We start from the raw sequence: 26,304 nt of genomic DNA, 5'->3' as shown, positions 1-26,304 counted from the left end.
ATTAAGGCTTAAATGTAAATTAGCAAATAAACCGCTTTTGCCTAAAAGGGTCACTATGTAACGGGCCCTTTTATTTTGCCCCATTTTATGAATAGTAAATTCCTTATAAACCGCTTGATTAAATAAGATAGTGTCGTTATGCCAACTAAGCGCCGTTCACCATTTTTGCTCATCATTATCGCCGTGATAATCATTTTAGTTGTGGCGATTATTTGGTGGTTTAAGCCCGATAATGCTCGCAAACCTTTTTCTCAAACAGAGTCTACGGCGCTGAATAGCCAAGCCAATGTCAGCATCATAGACGAGGCGAATGTTAATAATAATGTTGGCACGTTCGCTAAGCAAGACGCTTCTCAATTTACGACGGGTCTTGAGAATTTACCGCGCTCCTTGCAAGGAACGGAGGTCGATGGAGAGATTATCATTGATGAAAATAAACAGCTGGTCGTCACCGAAGGGCTACGGCGTTTATTTGATTATTTTCTGTCAGCGCTAGGCGAAGAGGACGAAGCGGTTGTTTATGCGCGGGTGGAGAGTTATATCCGCAGTCATACGCCAGAGCCTGCCGCCAGCCAAGCGATGAAGATATTTGACCAGTACATCGCCTATCTTAAAGCGATTCCTGCAATAGAAAGCCGTTATGGCAATCTGCAACTACAGGCGACCAAAAATGGCGAGCTGGATTTAAGTGTGGTGGCGCAGCAGCAGCAAGATGTTGCCAAATTACGCCAGCAGTATTTTGATAAAAATACTATCACCGCCTTTTTTGGCGCAGAAGATGAATATGATGATTATAGTATGGCGATGGTCAAAATTAACCAAGATAAGCAAATGTCTGACGCCCAAAAAAAAGCGGCAAAGCAAGATTATATTAGCCGGATGCCCAATAATGCGACCAAAGCCAACATCGCTCAGCAGGCGAATCTGGAGGAGTTACTTAGTCGTACAGAGCAGCTGCAAGCAATGGGTGCAACGGCTGAAGAGTTATATAATATGCGTCGTGAGTTGGTTGGCGCGCCAGCAGCAGCAAGGCTTGCGCAGGTCGATCAACAAGATGCTCATTTTGATCAGCGTTTTAAGCAGTATCAAGCTCAAAAACAGCAGCTACTAAGTCAAAGCGCTGATAAAACGCAAGCGCAAGCCCGAATCAGTCAAATGGAGCAGCAATTATTTAATGAGACTGAACGCAAACGTTTGGCAGGTTATGCCGCTTTGCAACAACAAAAGGCTGCAACTCCCAATTAAATCCGATGTTAATTTTTAGGTAAAAATAAAAAGTATTTAACGGTGAAATTGAATTATCAGCACTCTAAATAGTGTTATTAGCTAAAGTGCTAGCAGGGAATAGGTATTGTAACAAGGTATGTTAGCAAAAAAGCTATAAAGTAGAACAAATATAGCGGTAATTGGTACTCAATCTATCATGACAGGCTTATGAAAAATGGGCATAATAACCTCACTGTTTAGACTAACGATAAAAACACATTAAGCAGAGCACATTAACCTGAGAAAATGCTGCTTAATATGATAAAAACAATATTTTTTTACCTTTGCACTCTTATTTTTATATTTGAAACCTCTAGGAGTTTATATGAAAAACATGACTAAAATGATGATGGCTGCTACCCTTGCGGTTGGTACACTTGCTGCTGCTGGCTGCCAAACCACACCTAGCGTGACCGCGCCTGTGAACCAGCCAATTACTGTTGACGCCCTACAAGCGTATAACTGGCAGCTTGTCGATGCTAAGCGCACTAATGGCGACAAAGTTAGCCAATTATTCTTTGATCCAAGCAAACCATTGACGCTTAATTTTTTTAAAGATAACGGTAATGACCGCGTGAGCTTTATCAATACCTGCAATAATATGGGTGCCAACTATAGTGTGGTAAATGGCAATGTCGTACTCGGTAATGTTTTATCAACAATGATGGCGTGCCCTGAGCCACAAGCCAGCTTTGATACAGCGACACTTGCAACGGTACAAGGTAAATATAGCATTAATAAGAATGCCAATAACACACCTATCTTGACGATTACTAATAGCAATCAAGTGGCTCATTTTAAAGCCGTTTCTAAATAAGTTAATCGTTTAATATAAACGTTTTAAAATCTGACCATTTAAAAATGCCTCACTAAACAGTGGGGCATTTTTTTTATCTAAAATTCGTGACGCTTTCCGCTACACTGTCATAAGTCGCTAAGGTCAAATGTTTAAGCCATTAAGATATTTCTTATGCCATCAACTTTTTAACCTTATCAAAACTCTCATTTTGTATTTATCAGCATTTTATTGGATGTCATTTATGTTAGAAATATTTGGAGAAAAATCAACTGTCAACCTACGCACAATAACTGGCATCACGGCGATAACGGCTTTTGGTCTATTAACGGGCTGTCAAACGTTGCCAAGTACGATGGCTAAAGCGAATCATGCAACCAAAACACCTATTGATACAAGTGCGAGTAATCCTCTAACGGCGCGCATGCCAGCGATAGATCGGCAAGGGCGCATCGCTTATGTCGAAGAGCAGGGAGCAGGCGCAGCAAAGATATCAACGCTATATAGCATTCGTCCTGATGGTAGCGACCGCCAATTGATAGATCAGTTGAATGGTTATATTTATGCGCCAGCGTGGTCTGCGGATGGTCAAATGATCGTCTATAGCAAACAAGTCGCGCGCCAGTCTCCCAAGATTTATACTTATGATCGCAACAGCAACACCCAAAATTTAATCGTCAATACTGAGGGCAGTAACTTATCAGCATCATTTTCACCTAATGGGCAAAAACTGCTTTATAGCTCAACCGTCGGCGGCAATGCTGATATCTATGAGATGCGCTTAAGTGACGGGCATACCAAACAGCTCACAACCTTACCGAGCACAGAAGTGCAGCCAAGCTATGCAAACGATGGGCAAAGCTTTGTTTATACCAGCGATAAAGTCCGCGCTGGTCGTCCCAGTATTTATCGTTATCACTTTGCTACCGGTAAGGCGACATTGATACCGACCGCAGGCTATGCGGCCAGTCCGCAACTGAGCTTGGATGGACAGTATTTAGCCTATCTTAATGGTCGTAAGGCGGCGGTAATGACACTTGTGACAGGGCAAGTAATTAATCTAGCTGAGACAGGACTTGATGAGCCCGCGCGCCTGTCGCCTTCTGCACAGTACGCCGTTTATCCCACAAAGCTTTCGCAAGTGAGCGGTCAAAATGGTAGCAGTTTAGTGATTCATTCTTTAGCTGGCCATTCAAGCTACGCGATTAGCAGTAAGACGGGCGGCGTTGTGCGCTCACCGATTTGGGGTCGGTAAAAAATTTTTAATGTAAAGGTAAATATCATGGCGCACAAAAAAGTAAACCTACCGCAAAAAATCTGCCCTGTTTGCCAGCGACCGTTTACGTGGCGCAAAAAGTGGGAGAGGGATTGGGAGCAGGTGACTTATTGTTCTGAAAAGTGTCGGCGAGGGAAGGTAAATAATGAATATTAATGACTCAAAGAGTTTAGCCACTTATTAAAGTGGCTAAACTTTACTTTCAAAATTACAATTGGTTTTGATCATTACTGGCGCTGAAAATGGAAAAACTCATCATCGTCTATGATGCCATTCTTATTTTCATCAACTTCAAGCGTCAGTCGTTTATCATTTACTCTTACATACCGAGATAGAGCATCTGACAATCCAGTACTACCATTGTTATCTAGTATTTGATTAACTGTTAATGCTCCTGTTATGCCATTGATAGTATAGTTTCCCCACTCCATACCGGATATTTCTTTATCCATATTATCGAAAGGTGGTGCATTGTCGACTTCCATGTGAACATAGGTGCCATCATCGAAAAATGCTAATGCCAATAGCTCATTGTTAGTGTCTTTATTTCTCCAAAGTCCTACTATTTTTTCAGACTTGGCCTTTTCGAATTTAAAAGACTCATCATTATCTATTGCACCATTTCTATTTTCATCAACTTCCAGAGTCAGGGTGTCACCAGATATTCGAGCGTATCGGATAAGAATATCTGATAATCCAGTGTCGCCATTATTATCGAAAATCTGATTTACTTTTAATTCTCCTGTTTTATCATTTAAAGTAAATCTACCCCATTCCATACCAGACTTCTCATTATTAGGGTTGTCAAAAGGTGGCCTTTCGTCAACTTCCATATGAACATAGGTGCCGTCATCAAAGAATGCTAACGCTAATAAATCATTGCTAGTATCTTTATTTTCCCAAAGCCCTATAAGTTTTTTAGACGTTGGCATTACAATAGGTCTGTTTTTCGAAAAATCAAAGGATTCATTTTCATCTATAACGCCATTCTGATTCTCATCAACGTCAAGTGTAAGTTCGCCACTAGATGCTTTAAGGTAGCGTGTAAGAGGTTCTGAAAATCCTGAGATACCATTATCATCAAAGATTTGACTGGTTTCCAATCTATCCGTGTTAGCGTCAACGGTATAATTACCCCACTCCATACCGTTTTCTGGGTTATCTAATGATTTTTCTGCATCAACTTTAAGCTGAATATAAGTACCATCTTCAAAAAAAGCAACTGACTCTAACTCGTCCTCTGTTTCCTCGCCTCTCCAAATTCCTAAATATCCGTCATTTTTAGCTTTTGAGAAACTGAAAGACTCATTGCTATCTATAACGCCATTATTATTCTCATCAATCTGAATGGTAAGTATCCCTTCAGATACTGAAATATACTGAGTCAGGTTTTCTGATAGACCGTTTTCACCATTATCATCGAAAATTTGATTAACCTTCAATGCTCCTGTTTTATTGTCTATAGTATATTTCCCCCACTCCATGCCATCATTTGCAACGTTTCCTGACTGGATTGTAAAAGCTTGTCTTAATAGAGGTTCAGGCTTGTTTTCTACCTCTACATGAATATAAGAACCATCTTCGAAGAAAGCTAGAGCCAAAAGATCACTTTCGGTATCATTGCTAGTCCAAAGTCCTGTCATTTCAGATTTAATATCAGGTGGCTGTGAAGGTGGCTGATAGGAATCGGAATCATCATTACATCCTTGTAAGAGCAGAGAAGTAGTGATGGCTAATAATGCTAATTTAAATGATTTCATTTTTTATCTCTCCTTGAATGAAAAATGTAAAATCTTGGCGGCTATACAAACGACGTCCTTGTCCCTTCTTTTTTAAAGTATTTAATTTTTATTATATATAAATGTTTTTTTATGAATATAACAAATATTTTTAGTGAATCCAACCAAAAAAAGTATTTATGCGTTTTAATAGCTTAAAAAGGTCGGTAAGTAACGTTAGTATTGAATGTCAGCAGATAGAAAGTGGACATAAAAAAATACCGCCACATCTCCTATAGCATCTTTATTAAATGAGATAGGAGGTATGACGGTATGATTAAACGTTATATTTAAATGAGTTTTTTTACAAATTCGGATTTAACCATTTCTCAGCCGTTTTCATATCCCAGCCTTTACGCTCAGCATAGCTTTCTAACTGATCGGTACTGATTTTACCGACGTTAAAGTACTCGCTATTAGGATGCGAGTAGTAGAAACCACTGACCGATGACGCAGGCCACATCGCATAGCTTTCGGTGAGCTTAGTACCGATAGCATCGCCCGTACCAATCCACTCAAATAACTTGCCTTTTTCGGTATGCTCAGGGCAAGCAGGGTAGCCAGGCGCAGGACGGATACCGACGTATTTTTCTTTGATCATCTCGTCATTGGTTAGATTCTCGTCAGCCTGATAACCCCAGTACTCTTTACGTATGAGCTCATGTAAATGTTCGGCAAAGGCTTCCGCTAAGCGGTCAGATAAGGCTTGGGTCATGATGGCATTATAGTCGTCGCCAGCTGCTTTGTACTGCTCAGCAAGCGCCTCTGTGCCAACGATAGAGACGGTAAAACCGCCAAGATAATCGGTATGCGCAACTGATGGCGAGATAAAGTCTGCCAAGCTAAAGTTTGGCTTGCCGCTGGCTTTATCTGACTGTTGACGCAAATGCTCAAATTGATATTCTGCTGTGCCGCCATCAGTTGGTGCTTTATCATAGACAGTAACGGTATCCGCGCCAGTGCGCTTAGCTGGCATGAGTTTAAACACGCCTTTAGCGACGATTAACTTTTCATCAATCATCTTTTGCATCAAGTCATTGGCATTATCAAACAAATCACGCGCGGCTTCACCAACCACATCATCTTGCAAGATTTTTGGGTATTTACCCGCCAAGCCCCAAGAGATAAAGAACGGCGTCCAGTCGATATAAGGCAATATATTGGTAATCGGGTAATCATCAAGAATGACTTGACCTAGCTTATTTGGCACTGGCGGTACATAGTTGTCCCAATCGTACTGAAAACCAAGCTCAATCGACTCAACATAAGAGATTTTCGCCGCTTTTGGTTGGCGTTTAGCGAGACGTTCACGTACTTTGATGTACTCTTCACGCGTCTCATTGATGAGGCCTTGACGGTGCTCTTTGGATAGTAGCTTAGTGACGACGCCAACTGAGCGTGAAGCGTCTGATACATAAATAACCGCATCGTTTTGGTATTGAGGTTCGACTTTTACTGCCGTATGCGCTTTAGAGGTTGTTGCCCCTCCAATCATCAAGGGTAGGGTCATGCCGCGTTCTTGCATTTGCTTGGCGACATAGACCATCTCATCGAGACTTGGGGTGATCAGACCTGATAAACCGATGATATCAACTTCTTCTGCAAGCGCGGTATCGAGGATTTTTTCACACGGTACCATCACGCCAAGATCGAGGATTTCATAGCCGTTACAGCCAAGGACCACGCCGACGATGTTTTTGCCGATATCATGGACGTCACCTTTGACCGTCGCCATAAGGATTTTACCTTTCTTTTCGCCCTCAACTTTTTCCGCTTCGATATAAGGGTTGAGCCAAGCGACTGATTGTTTCATGACGCGGGCAGATTTTACCACTTGTGGTAAGAACATTTTACCCGCGCCAAATAAGTCGCCGACGATATTCATGCCGTCCATTAATGGCCCTTCGATGACTTCTAGTGGCTTAGGATATTTCTCCCACGCCTCTTTGGTATCGGCATCTATAAAGGTGGTGATACCTTTTACCAATGCATGGGCAATGCGCTCTTCGACCGTGCCTTCGCGCCATGACATATCGATGGTGCTGTCTTTTTTCTTACCGCCGTCTTGATAACTTTCAGCGATGGTCATCAAACGTTCGGTCGCCTCTTGACCGCTTTCGCCTTGATTGCGGTTGAGCATCACATCTTCGATGGCGTCGCGAGCTTCCTTCGGAATGTCATCATAAACCTCCAGCATAGCTGGGTTAACGATACCCATGGTTAAGCCGTTTTGAATCGCATGGTATAGAAAGACTGAATTGATGGCTTCACGGATCGGGTTGCCACGGAAACTAAAAGACACGTTGGAGACGCCGCCCGATACCATGGCGTTTGGTAAATTATCGGTTATCCATTTGGTGGCATTGATAAAGTCAGCGCCGTAATTATTATGCTCGGTAATACCGGTCGCAACCGCAAAGATATTCGGGTCAAAAATGATATCCTCGCTAGGGAAGCCGACTTCATTGACCAAGACATCATAACTGCGCTGACAAATCTCGATTTTGCGCTCATAGGTATCGGCCTGACCGTCCTCATCAAACGCCATGACGATGACCGCTGCGCCATAGCGCATACAAAGCTTGGCGCGCTCGACGAACTCAGCATGACCTTCTTTTAATGAGATAGAGTTGACGACGGATTTACCTTGAATGCGTTTAAGTCCTTCTTCGATAATGTCCCATTTTGATGAGTCAATCATCAAGGGCACGCGGCTGATATCCGGCTCACCAGAGACCAAATTGACGAAGTGAATCATCGCTTGCTTGGAGTCGAGCATGCCCTCGTCCATATTGATATCGACGATTTGTGCGCCGCCCTCGACTTGGTCACGCGCGACATCGAGTGCTTCGGTATAAGCTTCGGTTTTAATCAAGCGTAGGAATTTTTTCGAACCCGTCACGTTGGTACGCTCACCGACGTTAACGAATAAGCTTTCAGGGGTAATGGTAAATGGCTCAAGTCCTGATAAGCGGCAGGCAGGCGGTATTTCAGGAATCACGCGCGGTGAGTAATTGGCGACCATCTCCGCAATTAGGCGAATATGCTCAGGCGTGGTACCGCAGCAGCCGCCGACGATATTTAAAATGCCAGCTTTGGCAAAGCCTTCGAGCAGGGCCGCCGTTTGCTCTGGTGTTTCATCGTACTCACCAAACTCATTGGGCAAACCTGCGTTTGGATGCGCTGACACATAAGTATCGGCGATATTTGACAGCGTTTGAATATGCGGACGCAGCGCATCAGCACCAAGCGCACAGTTAAAGCCAACCGATAAGGGCTTAGCATGGCGAATCGAGTTATAAAACGCCTCAGCCGTTTGACCTGAAAGCGTCCGACCTGAGGCATCGGTAATCGTTCCCGAAATCATAATCGGTAATTCAAAACCAATATCATCAAACACGCCCGTGACCGCAAAGATTGCTGCCTTAGCATTTAGCGTATCAAAAATGGTCTCGATTAATAGAATATCGACGCCGCCTTCTATCAAGGCCAGCGTCGCCTCACGGTAATTAAGCACCAACTCATCAAAGGTGATATTACGAAAGGCGGGGTCATTGACGTCAGGAGATAACGAACAGGTGCGCGACGTCGGCCCAATAACGCCTGCCACAAAGCGCGGCTTTTCTGGGGTCTTAGCGGTGTATTCATCAGCAGCTTCGCGGGCAATTTTCGCAGCGGTTTTATTGAGCTCAGGCACGAGGTGCTGCATGTCGTAGTCGGCCATCGATAGGCGCGTACCGTTAAAGCTATTGGTTTCAATGATATCGGCACCTGCTTTTAGGTGCGCGCTATGAATCTCTTTAATCATCTGCGGCTGCGTGAGCACCAACAAATCGTTATTACCGCGTACATCTTGCTCAATATCGGCAAAACGCTCGCCGCGATAATCGGCTTCCTCTAACTTAAAGGTCTGAATATGGGTACCCATCGCGCCATCTAGCATTATAATTCGCGCCGCCATCTGCTCGGTGAGGCGTGCGCGCGCGGTTAACTGCTGCGCTTTATAAGGAAATACAGCAGGCGGCGTCAAAATAAAGTCACTAGCCGTGCTTAATACATTGGTGGCATTGGCTGTATTGGTATTGGCGACACCAGTATGATTATGAGAACAGGTCGGTGGGGTGGTGGTTTGAGTCATAGGAGCGCTGCTTATTAGAGTCAAGATAAGAAAAGGAAGAAGATAAAGTCTTTCAAAGTTTTTAGGGCGAGCTTACTAAGTTAGCTACTTATAAAATAGGCTATATAAAACAATAGTATTGATAAAAAGGTGGCTTCAAAATCGATAAGCAAATCTAGATTATTCTAGCACGAAACGGCTATTACTCGCGGGATTGTGCTTATTCCGCTTATTCCATTTCGGCACTATCACTGACGCCATCGTATTTAAAAATAACAAAAATTGATTACTATAACCAATTATCGTTGCACCAAATGAGCATGGTATTAAAAGTTAGCACATTATTAAAACTACCAAATTAAAAATACAGTTATAACAAATTCTATTGCATAACGCCGCTTGGAACAAATGAATATCATTTCAGTAGAGGATTACCTAAAGCTTTGATTTGTATTTATAAAGCAGCTATTTATACCAGGTTTTATTAAACTGATTTGGTTTACATGCAAGCTACAAAAATTAGCCTAAACGCAAGTTTATAATGCTTTGTGATATGTTAATTTAATTTCAGAAGGATTGACGTTTCATAAGCAATGCTTATTAGTAACTGTTAATGGTTTTTATTTGAGAGTGGTTAGCAATTAAGAATTAAAAACGGAATAGGCAAGGATTTTAAGAAAAGACAATCTGCCCGTAAGACCGTAATAAAAATCCATAAATTGTAATCAGTGAACTATTCATTTATTAAACCATGTAGTCATTCAATCATTAAGGACAATGTTATGAAACTGATCAAAATCGCCACTCTTGGTACCTTAGCCCTTTCAATTGCCGGCCTTAGCGCTTGTAATAATATGATGCCAACCAAAACTCCTGTCACAACAGCGCCCATGCACAGCCAACCAACTGCCAATATGAACGTGGTACAGATTGCTCAAAGCAACGCTGATTTCTCACTGTTAGTAGAAGCCTTGCAAGCGGCAGGTTTAGCAGGCGCGCTGACCGATACCAGTGCAAGCTACACGATACTGGCTCCGACCAATACCGCTTTTGTGCAAGCGTTACAAGAAACCGGCATGACCAAAGCTGAGCTGTTTGCTAATAAGCCATTGTTGACCAAAATCTTGACCTATCATGTGCTCAAAGGCAATACGCCTGTTTATCAAAAACACGTCAGACCGGGTAATTACACCATGCTCAGTAATGATACGCTGGTGATTACGCCACAAGGCCGACTGATGGATGAAAATGGTCGTACCATCAAGATTTTAAAAACAGATATCGCGGCGAGTAATGGCGTGATACATGTGATAGATAGAGTGTTGCTGCCTAAATAACCCACTGCCTAAATAATCCTGTCGCTTAAACAACTTATTGCTTAAATAAGCAGTAAAAGAGCGACAAATTATCTACTTAGGTAGTAGGCAGATTCAAATGCTATATCACCATTGCTAGGTTATAAACTTAAGATTGCTCTTTAGCCTAGCAATGGGGCGCTATACGCGATCGATACAGTGTTGCTACCTAAGTCAGCAGTAAGTAAAAAATAATCAGCTAAGATAGTAGACACCGAGTGATATTACTTAACTTCTTGCTCATTTACCGGCATTTTCATTCAGAAGCTTTTATTTATCAGTATTTATATCAGTATCTAAATTTAAAAGTTCCAAAACTAAAACCGTTCTAAAATCAAAAAACACCATCCATAAACCCGTTATTTCAAAGGAATGATCTATGTTAAAAAAGAATTTATTATCTATCGCTGTCGTTACCGCTGCTATGTCATTGGCGGCCTGTAACGATAAAGAAGCCGTTACTGAGCCAGTTGAGCCAGCCGCAACTACTGACGTAGCCGTTGAACCAGAAACCACCACAGATATGCCAGCTGAAGCAGTGGCTGAGTCTACTGATGCGATGCCTGTAGATGCAGCAGCGACGCAAAGTATCGGTGAGATGGCTGCTGGTAATGAGAATCTAACCATCCTAACCGAAGCGCTGCAAGCGGCTGATCTTGATGACATGATGATGGCAGAAGGTCAATACACGGTATTCGCCCCAACCGATGATGCCTTTGCTGCTTTGTTGACCAAACTAAACGTCACTAAAGAGGAATTGCTCGGTGATAAAGAGATGTTGACTAGCGTATTGACGTATCATGTCGTGCCGATGGTGGTCAAAGCTGCTGATATTCCTTATGGTACCGCTATCGACACGGCAAACGGTCAAACCATCTCTATTAGTGATGCTAACGTGATTACTGATGCCAGTGGCAACACTGCAAACATCGTTGGTACCGATATGATGGCAACCAACGGCGTAGTTCATGTAATTGATACAGTTTTATTGCCTAAATAAGGCTCAGCGATTCACACCAATCTTACTTTAAAATGCCAAAAGCCTAGCTATAAAGCTAGGCTTTTTTATGTTTGCTGACTGATGAAAAATTTATCCCAGTCACCCTGTATAGTCAAGATATTCTAAAAACGCTACGGTATTGCTGATATCAATTTTTTGTAGCCTCTGTCTGCGCAGGCACAGCAAGCAAGAAAAATTGATATCAGCAGTGCGTGTTGTATCGATATTGCTTTTCACTCACTCTGTAACGATTTTGAAATAAATCGCCCAATAAAAAAGCCTGAAACCATTGCCTCAGGCTTTTTGTTTTATCGATGCTTGTAGTGTCATCAATACTGCTTAGATAACATTATAGCTCAGTAAACTATAGATGTTCTTTATGTAATGGGTCTTGAGCTGCCATTCTTTGTTGCTGCTTTAGATGACGCTCTTCCCAATACGGCGCATTTTTGATACCGAATTTTGCTGGATCAAAGGTATAGTGCTTCACGCCTGCTTTACGCTGTGCTTCATAATCCCTAAGCATAGTAAGCGTTGGACGCGCGACAATAAAGATAACCAAAATACCAACGATATTTAACCACGCCATTAGGCCTACGCCGATATCACCGATATCCCAAATGTAGCCTGCAGAGTTAAGACCACCGTAGGCAACCATTACCATGATTAAGATTTTAACTAAGAATAGACCAGTTCTATTAGCACCGCGACTGATAAAGCGCGTCAAGTAAGCCACGTTTACTTCAGCGATATAGTAGTACGCCAAGATGGTGGTAAAGGCAAAGAAGAAGACCGCAACGGCAATAAAGATATTACCAAATTGACCGTACATGGTTTCCATTGCCATCTGCGTAAAGGCAGGCGAGTTGATCTCAACACCAGCCGCGACGTTTTGTACGATGAATTGACCGTCAGGTAGTGTACCTTGGATATTATAAGTACCCATGGTGATGATCATAAACGCAGTCGCAGAACAGACTAGTAGGGTATCAACATACACTGAGAATGCTTGTACCAAACCTTGCTGTGATGGATGCTCAACTTCCGCGGCCGCCGCAGCGTGAGGACCTGTACCTTGACCCGCTTCGTTAGAGTAAATACCACGTTTGACACCCCAACCGATAGCAGCACCAAAGCCTGCTTGTGCGGTAAACGCATCACTGATAATCAAACCAAAGACTTCTGGAATCATCTGGTAATTGGTAAACATAATGACGAGTGCAAGGCCAATATAACCAAGAGCCATAAAAGGAACAGCATACTCGGTAAAGGTTGCGATACGTTTGATACCACCAAAGATAATAGTACCTAAGATGACCAAAATGATAGCAAGACCGACCAAGCGCATAGAGCCAACTTCTAAGCCCATGATATTCATCGGCGTGCCTTCACCCATGACTTGGGCAAACGCGCTGATAACGCCGTTCGCCTGCACGCCCGGTAAGAACATACCGCAAGCTAAGATAGACGCGACGGCAAAAAGAATGCCATACCAGCGTTGACCAAGGGCGCGCTCAAAATAGTAAGCTGGACCGCCGCGGTATTCGCCAGTGATGACGTCTTTTTCTTTATAAATCTGTGCAAGGGTTGCTTCGACATAAGCGGTAGATGCGCCTAAGAAAGCCACAACCCACATCCAAAATACTGCACCAGGACCACCGAAACCAATAGCGGCGGCGACCCCAGCGATGTTACCCATACCCACACGCCCTGCTAGAGATACGGCGAGTGCCTGAAATGATGAAATACCCTGTGCACTTGATTTACCGGTAAAAAGTAAGGTAATCATTTCCCCGAATAAACGTACTTGTACGAAGCGCGTCATGATGGAATAAAATAAACCTGCGCCCAAGCAGAGATAAACCAATGCTGGGCTCCAGATAATTCCGTTTACTAAATCGACTAAACCTTCCATATGTATATTCCTAGTACTGTCTCAAAGTGGTTATATATGATGATGCTAAGAGTAGACCAGCTTTAATATCCTTATTAAAACCAACCACTCAAATAATCTGCATGCACTTAACTGCGGTGGAAATTCTCCTTACAGATTAAGTTTCATACGCGCTTAGCCACCAAGGATGGACTGTAGTTGTCTGCTGTTATCCGTCTGGTTTATGAACAATAATGAGCGTATGCAACCGCTTATCAGCGTTGATAGTTTATTAAGGCTACTTTTATGTAAAGCGCTTAAAATAAACCAGTGGATAAAACAGGCGGTTATAATATAAATAACCATCATCTCAGTAAGCGAGAAGATGGCACTTAACTTTTTATGAGTCATATCAGCTGGCTACACTTACATGGTAGAGTAGGGTAATAGAGCAGTCTTTAGTCGTTTATCAATCCTTTTTGATGCGACATTGACGAGCTGCTAGTACCTAAATTCTTATAAGTCCACTACCAAATGTATTCAAACCGTACGGCTACGTAACTGCAATTTGCCATATTTTTTAGGCAATTACTAGAATTTTCTTTATAAGGGCGTTCATTTATAAATGGTTTTCTTCGCTTGATTGCCTATACAAGGTCAAAAAATCTTCTGTTTATCTTGTATTGGCCAATACTTTTTAATTAACCGTTAATGAGGGCTTAAAAGACAGTCGCGTTAACAGTAGTGCTAAATGCCTAAAATGCGCCACAGCCCTACGATAAACGCTGCTTTGCGGTTGTGTTTTGGTAACGATGAATTGTAAAAGTGACGGTATAGCGCCATTATTAGCACAATATATTGCTGCTGCGATATTCACGCCATGAAACAGTTAGCTGCGAAACTGTCGGTTATAAAATCCAGTAGGCAATAAACTATAAGTGCATATTAAGTGGTTAACATTAAAAAAAGCGATTAAAAAACGTTTTGTTTGTTATTTATCATTAGGAGAGTCAACGATGACGCGTAAATCTTTTTTAAAACCTATGTTGCTATCAGCAGTATTAGCGACCTCTACTGTCGGTTTGAGCGGTTGTGGCTATAACAATTTGCAGGCGCAAGATGAGCAGGTCACCGCGGCTTGGTCAGAAGTGGTCAACCAATATCAGCGTCGTTCGGACTTGGTGCCAAACCTGGTCAAAGTCGTGCAGCAATACGCCAAGCAAGAGCAAGAAGTATTTACTCAAGTCGCGGCAGCGCGCTCACAAGCGGGTGGTATTACGGTCACGCCAGAGCTGCTTAATGACCCTGAAGCGATGGAGCGCTATGCGGCTGCCCAAGACCAGATGACCGGCGCGCTATCGCGTTTGATGGCGGTTTCTGAGCGCTATCCTGAGCTAAAATCTGATGCTTTGTTCCAAGATTTGCAGGCGCAGCTGGAAGGTACAGAAAACCGTATTACGGTGGCGCGTAATCGTTATATTCAAGAAGTTCAGGGCTATAACACTACCGTGCGTCAGTTCCCAACCAATATTACAGCCAAAGTATTTGGTATGGACGCCAAACCAAACTTTAGCGTTGCCAATGAAAAAGAAATATCGACTGCACCAAGTGTCAACTTCGGCGACGATAATGCGCAGACGGCGCAGTAAAGCAAAGTTTTCAGTTTAGGCGTTCTATCTACCATGATGGCGTATAAATGCTACTGTTTATATGACAGTGCGTTTATTTAACAGTCCGTTTATTTGCTCAAAAATGATAGAACGCCTTAATCGTCAGTCGTTTTTTTTGTTGTCGTTTATAGCAGTTGGTTTTGTCGTCATTTATTAGTACAGATGTCATTTGAGGTGGTATAGATTAGATGAAGCATTCAACAGCACTATTATCCGCATTATTATTTACTCTAAGTATTGGGAGTGGCTCGCTGCTGCATGCAGCACCCGATGCTAATAATAATACGGCGGTTGCTAGCGATAGCACCTCAGATATGCAAAACCGTAGTGTCGAGGAATTGGTAGCGATTGCAAAAGCTGCCGAAACTAATGAAGCCATCAACGATGCCGTCTTAGGTAACGAAGCAATTAACGAAGCTGTTCTTGGCAATGATGCTATCAATCCTAATGCTGCTAATTCCGATAGTAATACGACCACCTCAACAACTTCTAATCGTCCGCCTGTACAATCAAGCGCTCAGGGTGTCGATGCCGATAAGCTCATCTTAAACTCGCCAGTTATCGACCAAGCCAATATCTTAAACCCGCAAGAAAAGCAGCGTTTAGAGGCGCAGCTAAGAGGCATTTATCAGCAAGGTTTGGCGCAAGCTGCGGTGGTCATTGTACCGACCACCAATGGCATGCCAATCTTTGATTATGCGCTACAGGTTGCGGAAAAATGGCAGCTGGGTAATAAAGATATTGACGATGGCCTGCTAATGGTTGTTGCCGTTAATGACCGCAATATCTATATTTTAACGGGTTACGGACTAGAAGGGGTGTTGCCAGATTCGGCGGTCAACCGTATTATTCGCGAAGACATCACACCGCTATTTAAGCAAAATGACTATGGCGCTGGGATATTAGCGGGCATTGGCGCGCTGCAAACGCGCCTGACCGCTGATCCTGAAGTATTGGCGCGTGCCGATGCGCAAGCGGCCGAACGCAGTCAAAATCAAAATGACATTGGTGATAACCCATCGCCAGTGTTTTTATTTGTCATGGCAATGATATTTGGTAGCTTTATTACCAGTATCTTTGGGCGCATCTTTGGTTCTATCCTGACCGCTGGCGGTTTCTTTGTAGGCTCGCTGGCCTTGGGCGGCGGTTTCTTTATGACGTTAATTATGGCGATATTTATATGGCTGTTTTTAATTTCGCGTGGCTCAGGCGGCGGTCGTGGAGGACGCGGCGGTGGCGGCGGTATAGTATTCCTGCCCGGTATGGGCGGTGGTAGTGGAGGTTTCGGCGGCGGAGGTTTTGGTGGTGGCGGCTTCGGCGGCGGTGGCGGCGGCTTTGGCGGCGGCGGGGCAGGCGGCTCTTGGTAGAGGCGATTTCTATAAGAGTAAGAAGGGTAAATTAGGCTCAGACATTAGAAAATTGCCAGCAATGGCGTACTTGAGGATATAATATAATGGTAAAAAGCAATTCGTCGCAGGCAAGTTTTGCGCGTTGGTGGCGTCAAGTACTGTTTGTCCCTATGTTGCATAGCAAGTGGCTCACGCCCGCGGCCAAAGCTCGGCTGACAGAGCAGGTGACGCTGGCTGAGCGCGGACATCGCGGCGAGGTGTTTTTAATTATCGAAAATCACTTACCTATCCAAGATGCTTATCATCTTGACTGCCGCGATCGAGCAATTGATTTATTTAGCGAATATCGCGTGTGGGATACCGAAGAAAATACCGGCGTTTTGATTTATGTCAATATTTGCGAGCACAAGCTAGAAATCGTCGCTGACCGCGGTATCAGCACACATGTCAGTCCAACCGTTTGGAGCGCCATGTGCGAAAAAGCGGTCTCAGGTATCGCCAATCAAAAAACTGAAGAAAGTCTGATGGAGTTATTGGATGAGGTAGGTCAGTTATTGCGTCAGTATTATCATCTTGAACATGACCCTGCCGGTAATGAGCTGTCCGATACTGTGGTGTTTTTAAAATAGCAATTTTTTAAAATAATAGTTTTCAAAATAGCAGTTTCTTTAATAATAGTTTTCAAACTAACAGCATTTTTAAAATAACGCTTAAAGAAATAACAAGTAAGTTTAGATACAGGACCATGCCAATACCATGATTGAGCTGATAAAAAAATTGCCGAAAGCAGAGCTGCATTTACATATCGAAGGCTCATTAGAACCGGAGCTGATGTTTAGACTGGCGAAAAAGAATAATATCGCTATCCCTTATAACGATATCGAAGACGTCCGCCGTGCCTATAATTTTACCAATCTACAAACTTTCTTAGATATCTATTATGCGGGCGCCAACGTTCTGATTACCAAAGACGATTTTTATGATTTAACGTGGGAATATATTCTAAAGTGTGTCGAAGATAATGTCGTCCATACGGAAATATTTTTTGATCCGCAAACTCATACTGCAAGAGGGGTTGAGTTTGCGACAGTCATTACTGGTATTAAAGAAGCGCTTGCCGATGCCAAAGAAAAATACGGCATCACCTCTTGTATTATCATGTGCTTTTTACGCCACTTATCGCAAGAAGAGGCGTTTGAGACTTTAGAGCAAGCAATGGCGTTTAAAGATGATATTATCGGCGTCGGTCTGGATTCTTCAGAATTGGGCAACCCTCCCGCCAAGTTTAAAGAAGTGTTTAAAAAGGCCAAAGAAGCAGGCTTTAAGCTGGTCGCTCATGCTGGCGAAGAAGCAGATTTTTCTTATATTTATGAAGCGTTAGATTTATTGCAAATCAATCGCATTGATCACGGCGTACAATCGATAAAAAGTGCAGCGTTGATGCAACGCCTAAAAGATGAGCAAATGCCGCTGACAGTTTGCCCTAATTCTAATATTGAGCTCAAGGTATTTGAGGATTACAAACAGCACAATATTAAAGAGTTGCTCGATTATGGATTGAATGTCAGCGTCAACTCTGATGACCCTGCTTATTTTAAAGGCTATATGAATCAAAACTTTATCAATATATGTAACCATCTACCGCTGACAGAAAATGATATCGTTACTTTGGTAAAAAACTCTTTTAGATCTTCATTTATAAATAATGAATTAAAAGAGAAATACCTAGCGCAAGTGGATTTTGCTCTGCAATAGAGTGAGTAAAGTTATTTTCAATAGTTAAGACTTAATGGTTGTATAAATCATTAAGTCTTTTCTTTTTCGCTAGGCACTTTTCAACGTAATTGATTACATAGCCGTAATTTTTTGGATTAATAACGGCATAATAATCCCAGCCTTTTCTGCTAGAGTAATATCAACGATGGTATTTGGCGTTGGATGTGGGTTTATCTCGATGATTTTAGCGCCGTTATCTTTTGCCAATTGTGCGAGACCTGCCGCAGGATAAACGAGACTTGAGGTGCCAATACTCATAAACACTTCACAATTGGCCGCCGCGTCCTCCGCTGTCTGCCATGCTTGTACAGGCAACGCCTCGCCAAACCAGACGATATCGGGACGTATATAGCCTTCACAGTGCGAGCAAGTAATCAGAGCGTCACTATAATCTACGGTATCAGCACTATTATATGAGCCTCTAGATTGCTCTTGGTAGGGCGCATCGCATTGACTGCAGCGATTTTGCCAAAGATTGCCATGTAAATGGGTGACACTACTACCTGCCTGTTCATGCAAATCGTCGACATTTTGGGTAATAAGCGTCAATTGCTGATCGGTAGATTGGCTATGATATTGCCACTGCGCTAAAGCTTCATGGGCAGGGTTTGGTTTTTTCTCAGCGACCAATTGCCTGCGCCACTGATACCATGACCACACCAGTTTTGGGTCGCGAGCAAAAGCCTCAGGCGTTGCCAAGTCCTCAGCCACATAGTTTTCCCAAAGGCCTGTTTGCTTATCTCGAAACGTTGGAATGCCACTTTCTGCTGAAATCCCAGCGCCCGTTAAAATACAGATGCACTGTTTTGAGCACAGCAATTTGGCAGCGCGCTCGACTTCGGCTATTAACGCAGGTGATAATTCTGTTAACATGAGCCATCCCTTTTTAAGATTGGATATAGACTTCTATGATAGATGGTATTTGGTGGCTTGTCATATTGCTCGCGGTTGTCATCGGACTATGGGTATTGGCAAAATCGCGCGCGCCTAAAGCCGCCGATAAGCACAACCTAAAGTTAGGGCGCGCAAAAACACCACTCAATGATGCGCTACAAAAAACTGCAGAATTGGTTAAGCGGTATTTTCCTGACTACCGTGTCAACCGTAAAGCCAATCATTTACTGATTAGCAAGCAAGATAAAAAAGTGGCTATGATTACCATTGATAAAAAGCTTGCCGCGGGTCAGCGCCGTTTGGGAGACGTACCCGTGATTAATTATCACCGTATCCCCAGCCGTGCTCAGCTAATGGCGAATTTGCAAGATGCAGAGTAGGTTTTTATAAATTAAATAGATTTAACAACTTTATATACAACATTTTAACGTTGTTAGCGCACAATGATAGGCCGAAGTTAACAGCGCAAAGCGTTGCCGTTAAAGTGTTATGAGGTAATAGGTAAGACTAGAAAAGGGTAAAACACGACTGATTATGATGATTGGTGCGCTCGGCGGGAATCGAACCCACGACCCTCGGCTTCGGAAACCGATACTCTATCCAACTGAGCTACGAGCGCATAATTGATCGACTAAAATCCAATAAACCGATGACGTGTATAAATAAGTGCAATTGGCTGTCGTTAGAACGAAAAGGCGTCTAAAAATTAAGACCGCTTAGTCTAACAAATAAAAGTCATAAAGCCAATGAATGAAGGCCGCTATTGGCGTTTTTTAAGAAAAAACACCATAGTCGGCAAACAGGCATGGCAATCCACCTGTCTTTTCCCTTATAATGTCAGGGAGAATTCATATTTATAATCACCGATTACAAGCGCGCCCGTATGCGGGATGGCTGTTTGCTATTGATAACTGCTTGGTTATCAAAGGAGGACAAACAGAATGTCCAAGTCGTGTCGGCCCTTGTATACGCAATAAGAGAACGTGACGAATGAGAAAAGTAGTTATGTTATCGGCAGCTGCCATTCTAGGAATCGCTAGTATCGCTGTGAGCCAAGCCGAAAGTGTTGTAGACACGCCTGTAACCGTATCTGATGTCGCAGAAGGGCAAGAGGTTGTCGATAACTTGCCTGAAAAATTGGGTGACGATACCAAAGCTGCTGCTGATACTACCGATGGCGCTGCAGCTACCGATGAAGCTGCACAAGCAGACGCGACCGATGCAGATGCACCTGCTGAAGAAGCAACAGCCGCTGCCGCACCTGCCGCTGAAGAAGAGCCTATTCCGCAAGATACGCCACAAGTACAAAAGCTCATCGCTTTGTATCCTAACTTGATTGCTCGTATTCAGCCGGTGGCTAAAGTCTGCTTTGAGGACGACGAAGTATGCGACGTCACTGCACGTTCTGCAGGGCCAGCAGCAGGTGATGGTCCTCGTGATGGTAAAGCCGTTTATAACGCTGTCTGCCAAACGTGTCACGCCTCAGGCTTACTTGGCTCGCCTATGCTAGGTGATGCTGGCGCTTGGGGTCCTCGTATCGCCAAAGGTAAAGATACCTTGTATACCCATGCTATCAACGGCTTTAACGCTATGCCTGCCAAAGGTGGTGCTGACATCCCTGATGAAGAAGTACAAAGCGCAGTGGATTATATGGTTGATGAAGCAAGCTAATTGCCTGTGCTATATGTAAAAAAGCAATAGAAAAAAGTAGGAGACGGTAAAGCAGTTATCGTCTCTTACTTTGCTTTTTTATAATTATTCTGCTTAATATAGTCAAAATATTCTAAAAACGCTACAGTATTGGGAATAACAGCAGTCATATCTAGAAGCTTATAAAGCGCCTATTTCATTTAATGAGGTAGGCGTTTTTTTGTGGTCGTCGATTGATATTATTAATATCGTGGTTATATCATCCTAACGTTGAAATCTGCGACCGCGAGCCTCACATCTAGACACTAGACTCGTCGTAAGAGACGAGAGCAAATATGAGAGAAACTAACTTTTCCCGAATCGTCTTCTATATTCCTTTATAGATACATCATTATTAAAGAGGTATTCATGTCTGAGGTGCCAGCGCTATCTATTCAGAACCTATCTAAAACCTATGGCAACGGGTTTTCGGCATTAAAAGATGTCAGCTTGACAGTGCCACAAGGTGGATTTTTTGCGCTCCTTGGGCCAAATGGTGCGGGCAAATCAACGATGATTGGTATCATTAGCTCCCTGTTTAAGCCAACGGCGGGTAGTGTGCATATCTTTGGTACTGACTTATTGGCTGAACCTTCAAAAGCCAAACAGTTTTTGGGCGTGGTACCGCAAGAATTTAACTTTAATCAGTTTGAAAAAGTTGAAGATATTTTGATTACTCAAGCCGGCTATTTTGGTATTGCAGCAAAAGAATCCAAACCGCGAGCAGAAAAACTGCTCAAAGCATTGGGCTTATGGGATAAGCGCGATAATAAAGCGCGCGAGCTATCGGGCGGTATGAAGCGCCGATTGATGATTGCGCGCGCCTTGATTCATAAACCAAAGCTATTGATACTCGACGAACCAACGGCTGGGGTTGATATCGAGCTGCGCCGCTCGATGTGGGAATTTATGCAGCAGATTAACGTTGAAGAAAATACCACGATTATTTTGACCACCCATTATTTGGAAGAAGCAGAGCAGCTTTGTAAGCGTATCGCTATTTTGGATCACGGTGAGATTCGTATTAATACAGAAATGAAAGATTTATTAGCGCAGTTATCGGTCGAAACTTTTGTCTTTGATTTGGCGACGCCATTGACCAAGCAAATTGCTTTAACAGGGGTTACTGACACGCTACAGCCTGATGATTTAACGCTTGAAGTGACCCTGACAGAAGGGGAGTCGCTAAACGGTGTCTTTGAGCAGTTGTCTAAGCAAGGCGTTTTGGTCGCCAGTATGCGTAATAAAGCCAACCGTTTAGAAGAGTTGTTTATGCGCTTGGTCGATAAAAGCTTGCATGAACCTTTAAGCTCGTAGGCTGTTTTATTCATAATTTCTCGATTTACCCATATAAATAGACCACTATAAATATAGCAACCATATAGGCAACACTGCGGGCCGTGATAGCGTTTTGATATTAGCCTGTAGACTGCTTAGGAGAGATAACGCATGAACTTCGCACAACGCTGGATTGCTTTTCGCACCCTGCTGATTAAAGAGATTCGCCGCATATTACGCATCTGGCCGCAAACATTATTGCCGCCAGTCATTACGATGAGCCTGTATTTTGTCATCTTTGGTAAAATGATCGGTTCGCGCGTGGGCGAGATGGGCGGTGTGCCATACATGCAGTTTATCGTGCCCGGTTTGATTATGATGGCGATTATCACCAACAGTTACTCAAACGTGGTCTCGAGCTTTTTTAGTGCTAAGTTTCACTCGAGCATTGAGGAGCTGCTGGTATCGCCAATCTCTAAGCACGCTATTTTGACCGGTTATATCAGTGGCGGTATTTTCCGCGGACTGGCGGTTGGGGTCATCGTCTTTATTGTGGCGTTATTTTTTACCAAGCTGGGTATTGAGCACTTATTTATCACCCTATTTACGGTGATTGGCACCTCGGTTTTATTCTCGCTTGGCGGCTTTATCAACGCCGTATTTGCGCGCTCATTTGATGATATTTCTATTATTCCAAGCTTTGTCTTGACGCCGCTGACCTATCTTGGCGGGGTGTTTTATTCGATGGAAAATTTATCACCATTTTGGCAAAATATTTCGCTGTTAAACCCAATCGTTTATATGGTGAACTCTTTCCGCTACGGTATCCTTGGCTATTCTGATGTCAATGTGTGGTATTCGATGGCGGCTATCTTTGCTTTTTGCGTCATTTTTTATATCATCTCTTATCGACTATTAAGTGATGGTTCGCGTATTCGTTTATAAATTGCTGTGAGTATTTATAATCTCTAACATTTTAAATATCATCAGTTTTACTATTAGGAAGTAGCCATGAGTATTCACGGTATTTTGGGCGAACAAACCACTGATTATCCGACTGAGTATAGTCCCGAGACACTCTATCCAATAGCGCGCAATCTAGGGCGCGATGTGATTGGCTGGCAAGATGATAAGCTAGCAGTGGGCGTCGATTGGTGGCACGCCTTTGAGCTGTCTTGGTTAAATGCACAAGGTGTTTCACAAGTGGCTATTGCGCGCTTTGCTATTCCTGCCAGCTCGCCATTTATCGTCGAATCAAAGTCATTAAAACTATATTTAAATAGTATTAACTTTACCGAGTTCGCTAGTTGGAATGAAGTACAAGCGCTGATTGCTAAAGACTTATCGTCATGCGTTCAGGCAAAGGTAACTGTTGAGTTATTTGGCTTAGATAATGAATTGAGCTATAGAATAATAGGCTTATTAACTGCTCAACCTGAAGGCGTCTGTATTGATGAGGCACTTGCCAATAGCAGCGAGAAAGTCGCGCTAACGGAACATCCTGACGCGTCATTGCTAGAGAGCAAGGCAGATGATAATAATGTAGCAAGCAACAATACGGCGGAAGTTGCTCAGCCTTATACTTTTTATTCTAACTTGCTGCGGAGTAATTGTCCGGTGACCAATCAGCCCGATTGGGGGACGTTAGCGGTTTCGATTACTAGTAATAAAGTAGTCGATGCAGCGAGCATGTTACGTTATATTTTAAGTTTCCGTCAGCATAATGGCTTTCATGAGCAGTGTGTCGAACAGATATTTGCTGATTTAAGCAAATATTATGAGCCAAGCGAGCTGATGGTGCGCGCGTGGTATACACGTCGCGGCGGTATCGATATCAATCCTTGCCGCGTCAGTGACATAAAACTATTACCGCAGCCAAGCCGCTTGATTCGCCAGTAAGGTAATGGTTTTATTTAAATTGGTTTTGCAGCATTCAACTGATAAAAAAGCGCCTATCTGAATCAGATAGGCGCTTTTTATTGAGCAAGTTTTATTAAAAACTATTTGCCGCTTACTTTTGCCATCACTTCTTCGCGGCTCAGCATTTGCTTTTCTGTTTCGCGGCGATTGACATATTCGTATTTGCCTTCAGCCAAGTTACGGTCTGAAACCACGATACGATGCGGAATACCAATCAATTCAAGGTCGGCAAACTTCACGCCCGGGCGCTCGTTACGGTCATCAAGCAAGACGTTAACACCTTGAGCTTTTAGCTCTTCATACAGCGCGGTCGCTGTCTGCATGACGGTGTCTTCTTTTGACTTCATCGGAATGATAGCGACTTCAAACGGCGCAATTGAATCGTCAACGCTTGGCGTTTGTGGCCACATGATGCCGTTTTCATCGTTGTTCTGCTCGATAGCAGCCGCGATGATACGACTAACGCCAATACCGTAGCAGCCCATCATCATGGTCACAGGCTTGCCATCTTCACCAGAGACAGTCGCATTCATCGCTTGCGAGTATTTATCACCCAACTGGAAGATATGACCCACTTCGATGCCGCGCTTGATTTTTAGGCTGCCTTTACCATCAGGAGAGGGGTCGCCTTCTTGTACATTGCGCACATCAACGACGCGGGTAATGCTGGCATCACGCGCCCAGTTCATACCGATGGTATGTTTATTGACTGCGTTTGCGCCCGAGACAAAATCTGACAAAGACGCTGCCGAGCGATCGACGAATACGGGCATATCCAAATCAACGCCGATATAGCCTTTATGCAAACCAGCGGCTTTAAGCTCTTCATCAGAAGCCATCGTTAGCGGTACATTGGCTTCTTCGATTTTTTCAGCTTTAATGGTATTTAGCTGATGGTCACCGCGTAAGACAATCGCGATTAATTGCGCCTCACCGTCCTCTGTATGACCGTGGACGATTAAGGTTTTCACCGTGGTTTCTAACGGTACGCCTAGATGCTCAGCAACCATTTTACAGCTGGTCATGTCTTCTGTTAAAACATCTTCGCGCTCCATTTTTGGTGGCTGACGCTCAGCGGTGCTGACCGATTCGGCAAGCTCAACGTTGGCTGCATAATCAGAAACGTCAGAGAAAGCGATATCATCTTCACCGCTGTCTGCCAACACATGAAACTCATGCGACGCAAAACCGCCAATAGAACCGGTATCCGCTTGCACGGCACGGAAATCTAAACCCAAACGGGTAAAGATGCGCGTATAAGCGTCGTACATCTCATGGTAAGTCTTTGCCAAAGACGCTTGGTCAGCGTGGAACGAGTAAGCGTCTTTCATGGTGAATTCACGCGCACGCATCACGCCAAAACGTGGACGAATCTCGTCACGGAACTTACCTTGGATTTGGAAAAAGGTAATCGGCAACTGCTTATAACTGCGCAGCTCACCTTGAGCAAGGTTGGTGATGACTTCTTCGTGCGTCGGCCCCAAGACAAAATCGCGGTCATGACGGTCTTTAAAGCGTAGCAGCTCAGGACCATAGTCATTAAAACGCCCGGTCGTTTGCCAAAGCTCGGCAGGCTGGGTCATTGGCATTAGCACTTCTTGAGCGCCGACGTTTTGCATCTCTTCGCGAACGATGCGTTCGACTTTTTGCAACACGCGTAAACCCATCGGCAGCCAGATATACAATCCAGAAGCGATTTTACGAATAAGACCTGCTCTTACCATGAGTTGGCTTGAGGCGATATCAGCGTCGCTGGGCGTTTCTTTTAGCGTGGCAAACAAAAATTGACTGGCTTTCATAAATAAAGCGGAACCTTATCAACGATAAAATAAATAAGAAATAGGAGGATATTTAGCGTGTGCTTTGGTGGCCGACGCAAGCTTACCTTTTATCACTTGGTAATAGTCTAGGACCTGCCTAGCTAAAAAGTACTGCAACAAGCAGCACGTTATTAGAAAGTGCGTTTATAAAACGCCTTACAAAAAGGGTGAAACTTTTATTTTTGTATGAATACATCCATATCGACAGCGTCATATTTTTGGCAAAAAAGCCAGAAAAATGGGTGCATGCCAACATTTTGCTTATACAATCTGACTATGTTAGGTAAAGTTCGCCTAAGACGCAATGACTTTTTGTTGTTTCATCCCAAACAGTGGCTAAACTCAATAACAATGCTAAAAATAAGCGGATTTTTAAACTCAAAATCCACCAATTTTGGAGACTCAAAGATAAAACTCTGGTTAGCTGATAAAGCAGCACGATTTATA

At 43.4% G+C, this 26,304-nt stretch carries 20 protein-coding genes and 1 tRNA gene; 15 read left to right on the top strand and 6 right to left on the bottom strand.

Features of this window, described 5'->3' with window-relative positions; all coding sequences use genetic code 11:
• The first annotated feature begins 138 nt into the window (after positions 1 to 138).
• The 4 genes from JFC07_RS06365 (at position 139) to JFC07_RS06350 (ending at position 3,494) form a co-directional block, all read left to right on the top strand.
• A complete protein-coding gene (locus JFC07_RS06365) occupies positions 139 to 1,245 on the top strand; it encodes a lipase secretion chaperone (protein ID WP_068406695.1) in 1,107 nt (368 codons plus the stop codon).
• Positions 1,246 to 1,591: 346 nt separating this feature from the next.
• Complete coding sequence (locus JFC07_RS06360; RefSeq protein WP_198328669.1) at positions 1,592 to 2,083, top strand: META domain-containing protein; 492 nt, start codon at positions 1,592 to 1,594, stop codon at positions 2,081 to 2,083.
• Between the two features lie 223 nt (positions 2,084 to 2,306).
• Positions 2,307 to 3,317: a beta-propeller domain-containing protein gene (locus JFC07_RS06355; RefSeq protein ID WP_191691658.1), complete on the top strand. Its 1,011-nt coding sequence runs from the start codon at positions 2,307 to 2,309 to the stop codon at positions 3,315 to 3,317.
• 27 nt (positions 3,318 to 3,344) lie between these two features.
• Positions 3,345 to 3,494, top strand: coding sequence for a DUF2256 domain-containing protein (locus tag JFC07_RS06350; RefSeq protein ID WP_082894404.1), 150 nt, complete (start codon positions 3,345 to 3,347; stop codon positions 3,492 to 3,494).
• A gap of 71 nt (positions 3,495 to 3,565) precedes the next feature.
• On the opposite strand, the gene JFC07_RS06345 is transcribed toward JFC07_RS06350, so the two are convergent.
• Together JFC07_RS06345 and metH are read right to left on the bottom strand one after the other, a co-directional pair.
• Complete coding sequence (locus tag JFC07_RS06345; RefSeq protein ID WP_191691660.1) at positions 3,566 to 5,098, bottom strand: hypothetical protein; 1,533 nt, start codon at positions 5,096 to 5,098, stop codon at positions 3,566 to 3,568.
• Positions 5,099 to 5,420: 322 nt separating this feature from the next.
• Positions 5,421 to 9,077 (bottom strand): methionine synthase, encoded by a 3,657-nt coding sequence (gene metH / locus JFC07_RS06340; protein ID WP_373429180.1) that lies wholly within the window; start codon positions 9,075 to 9,077, stop codon positions 5,421 to 5,423.
• A 938-nt stretch (positions 9,078 to 10,015) separates the two neighbouring features.
• Between metH and JFC07_RS06335 the strand changes: the two genes are divergently transcribed.
• Positions 10,016 to 10,570 (top strand): fasciclin domain-containing protein, encoded by a 555-nt coding sequence (locus JFC07_RS06335; RefSeq protein WP_068408549.1) that lies wholly within the window; start codon positions 10,016 to 10,018, stop codon positions 10,568 to 10,570.
• 397 nt (positions 10,571 to 10,967) lie between these two features.
• On the top strand, positions 10,968 to 11,588 hold the full coding sequence (locus JFC07_RS06330; RefSeq protein WP_068408547.1) for a fasciclin domain-containing protein: 621 nt from the start codon (positions 10,968 to 10,970) through the stop codon (positions 11,586 to 11,588).
• Positions 11,589 to 11,952: 364 nt separating this feature from the next.
• Here the strand turns inward: JFC07_RS06330 and JFC07_RS06325 are convergent, their stop codons facing one another.
• Positions 11,953 to 13,503, bottom strand: a complete 1,551-nt coding sequence (locus JFC07_RS06325) for an alanine/glycine:cation symporter family protein (protein WP_193030099.1) — start codon at positions 13,501 to 13,503, stop codon at positions 11,953 to 11,955.
• A gap of 974 nt (positions 13,504 to 14,477) precedes the next feature.
• Here JFC07_RS06325 and JFC07_RS06320 point away from each other — a divergent pair.
• The 4 genes from JFC07_RS06320 to JFC07_RS06305 all read left to right on the top strand — a co-directional run bounded on the left by JFC07_RS06320 (position 14,478) and on the right by JFC07_RS06305 (position 18,235).
• Positions 14,478 to 15,110: a LemA family protein gene (locus tag JFC07_RS06320; protein WP_144296370.1), complete on the top strand. Its 633-nt coding sequence runs from the start codon at positions 14,478 to 14,480 to the stop codon at positions 15,108 to 15,110.
• A gap of 209 nt (positions 15,111 to 15,319) precedes the next feature.
• The gene (locus tag JFC07_RS06315; RefSeq protein WP_198328667.1) at positions 15,320 to 16,498 is read left to right on the top strand and encodes a TPM domain-containing protein; all 1,179 of its coding nucleotides are present in this window, start codon (positions 15,320 to 15,322) and stop codon (positions 16,496 to 16,498) included.
• An 86-nt stretch (positions 16,499 to 16,584) separates the two neighbouring features.
• The gene (locus tag JFC07_RS06310; protein WP_068408537.1) at positions 16,585 to 17,109 is read left to right on the top strand and encodes a TPM domain-containing protein; all 525 of its coding nucleotides are present in this window, start codon (positions 16,585 to 16,587) and stop codon (positions 17,107 to 17,109) included.
• Between the two features lie 127 nt (positions 17,110 to 17,236).
• The gene (locus JFC07_RS06305) at positions 17,237 to 18,235 is read left to right on the top strand and encodes an adenosine deaminase (protein WP_198328666.1); all 999 of its coding nucleotides are present in this window, start codon (positions 17,237 to 17,239) and stop codon (positions 18,233 to 18,235) included.
• 93 nt (positions 18,236 to 18,328) lie between these two features.
• Here the strand turns inward: JFC07_RS06305 and JFC07_RS06300 are convergent, their stop codons facing one another.
• Positions 18,329 to 19,129: an SIR2 family NAD-dependent protein deacylase gene (locus tag JFC07_RS06300; protein WP_198328665.1), complete on the bottom strand. Its 801-nt coding sequence runs from the start codon at positions 19,127 to 19,129 to the stop codon at positions 18,329 to 18,331.
• Between the two features lie 35 nt (positions 19,130 to 19,164).
• On the opposite strand from JFC07_RS06300, the gene JFC07_RS06295 reads away from it, so the two are divergent.
• Entirely contained in the window at positions 19,165 to 19,530 is a 366-nt protein-coding gene (locus JFC07_RS06295; RefSeq protein WP_198328664.1) for a hypothetical protein, read from the top strand.
• Between the two features lie 162 nt (positions 19,531 to 19,692).
• Here JFC07_RS06295 and JFC07_RS06290 read toward each other — a convergent pair.
• Positions 19,693 to 19,769: transfer RNA gene (locus tag JFC07_RS06290), tRNA-Arg, on the bottom strand.
• Between the two features lie 371 nt (positions 19,770 to 20,140).
• Here JFC07_RS06290 and JFC07_RS06285 point away from each other — a divergent pair.
• The 4 genes from JFC07_RS06285 (at position 20,141) to queF (ending at position 24,016) form a co-directional block, all read left to right on the top strand.
• A complete protein-coding gene (locus JFC07_RS06285) occupies positions 20,141 to 20,821 on the top strand; it encodes a c-type cytochrome (protein WP_198328663.1) in 681 nt (226 codons plus the stop codon).
• A gap of 387 nt (positions 20,822 to 21,208) precedes the next feature.
• Positions 21,209 to 22,156: an ABC transporter ATP-binding protein gene (locus JFC07_RS06280; protein WP_068408527.1), complete on the top strand. Its 948-nt coding sequence runs from the start codon at positions 21,209 to 21,211 to the stop codon at positions 22,154 to 22,156.
• Between the two features lie 132 nt (positions 22,157 to 22,288).
• Positions 22,289 to 23,062 carry an ABC transporter permease gene (locus JFC07_RS06275; protein ID WP_068408525.1) on the top strand — a complete coding sequence of 258 codons (774 nt, stop codon included), beginning with the start codon at positions 22,289 to 22,291 and terminating at the stop codon, positions 23,060 to 23,062.
• Between the two features lie 66 nt (positions 23,063 to 23,128).
• The gene (gene queF, locus JFC07_RS06270) at positions 23,129 to 24,016 is read left to right on the top strand and encodes an NADPH-dependent 7-cyano-7-deazaguanine reductase QueF (protein WP_198328662.1); all 888 of its coding nucleotides are present in this window, start codon (positions 23,129 to 23,131) and stop codon (positions 24,014 to 24,016) included.
• A gap of 101 nt (positions 24,017 to 24,117) precedes the next feature.
• Here the strand turns inward: queF and JFC07_RS06265 are convergent, their stop codons facing one another.
• On the bottom strand, positions 24,118 to 25,836 hold the full coding sequence (locus JFC07_RS06265) for a proline--tRNA ligase (protein ID WP_198328661.1): 1,719 nt from the start codon (positions 25,834 to 25,836) through the stop codon (positions 24,118 to 24,120).
• Between the last annotated feature and the right edge of the window lie 468 nt (positions 25,837 to 26,304).

The sequence above is a fragment of the Psychrobacter faecalis genome (assembly GCF_016107575.1).
Lineage (GTDB): Bacteria > Pseudomonadota > Gammaproteobacteria > Pseudomonadales > Moraxellaceae > Psychrobacter > Psychrobacter faecalis.
Note: the sequence above shows the minus strand (reverse complement) of the source record. Positions and strands in the feature narration are given on the sequence as shown.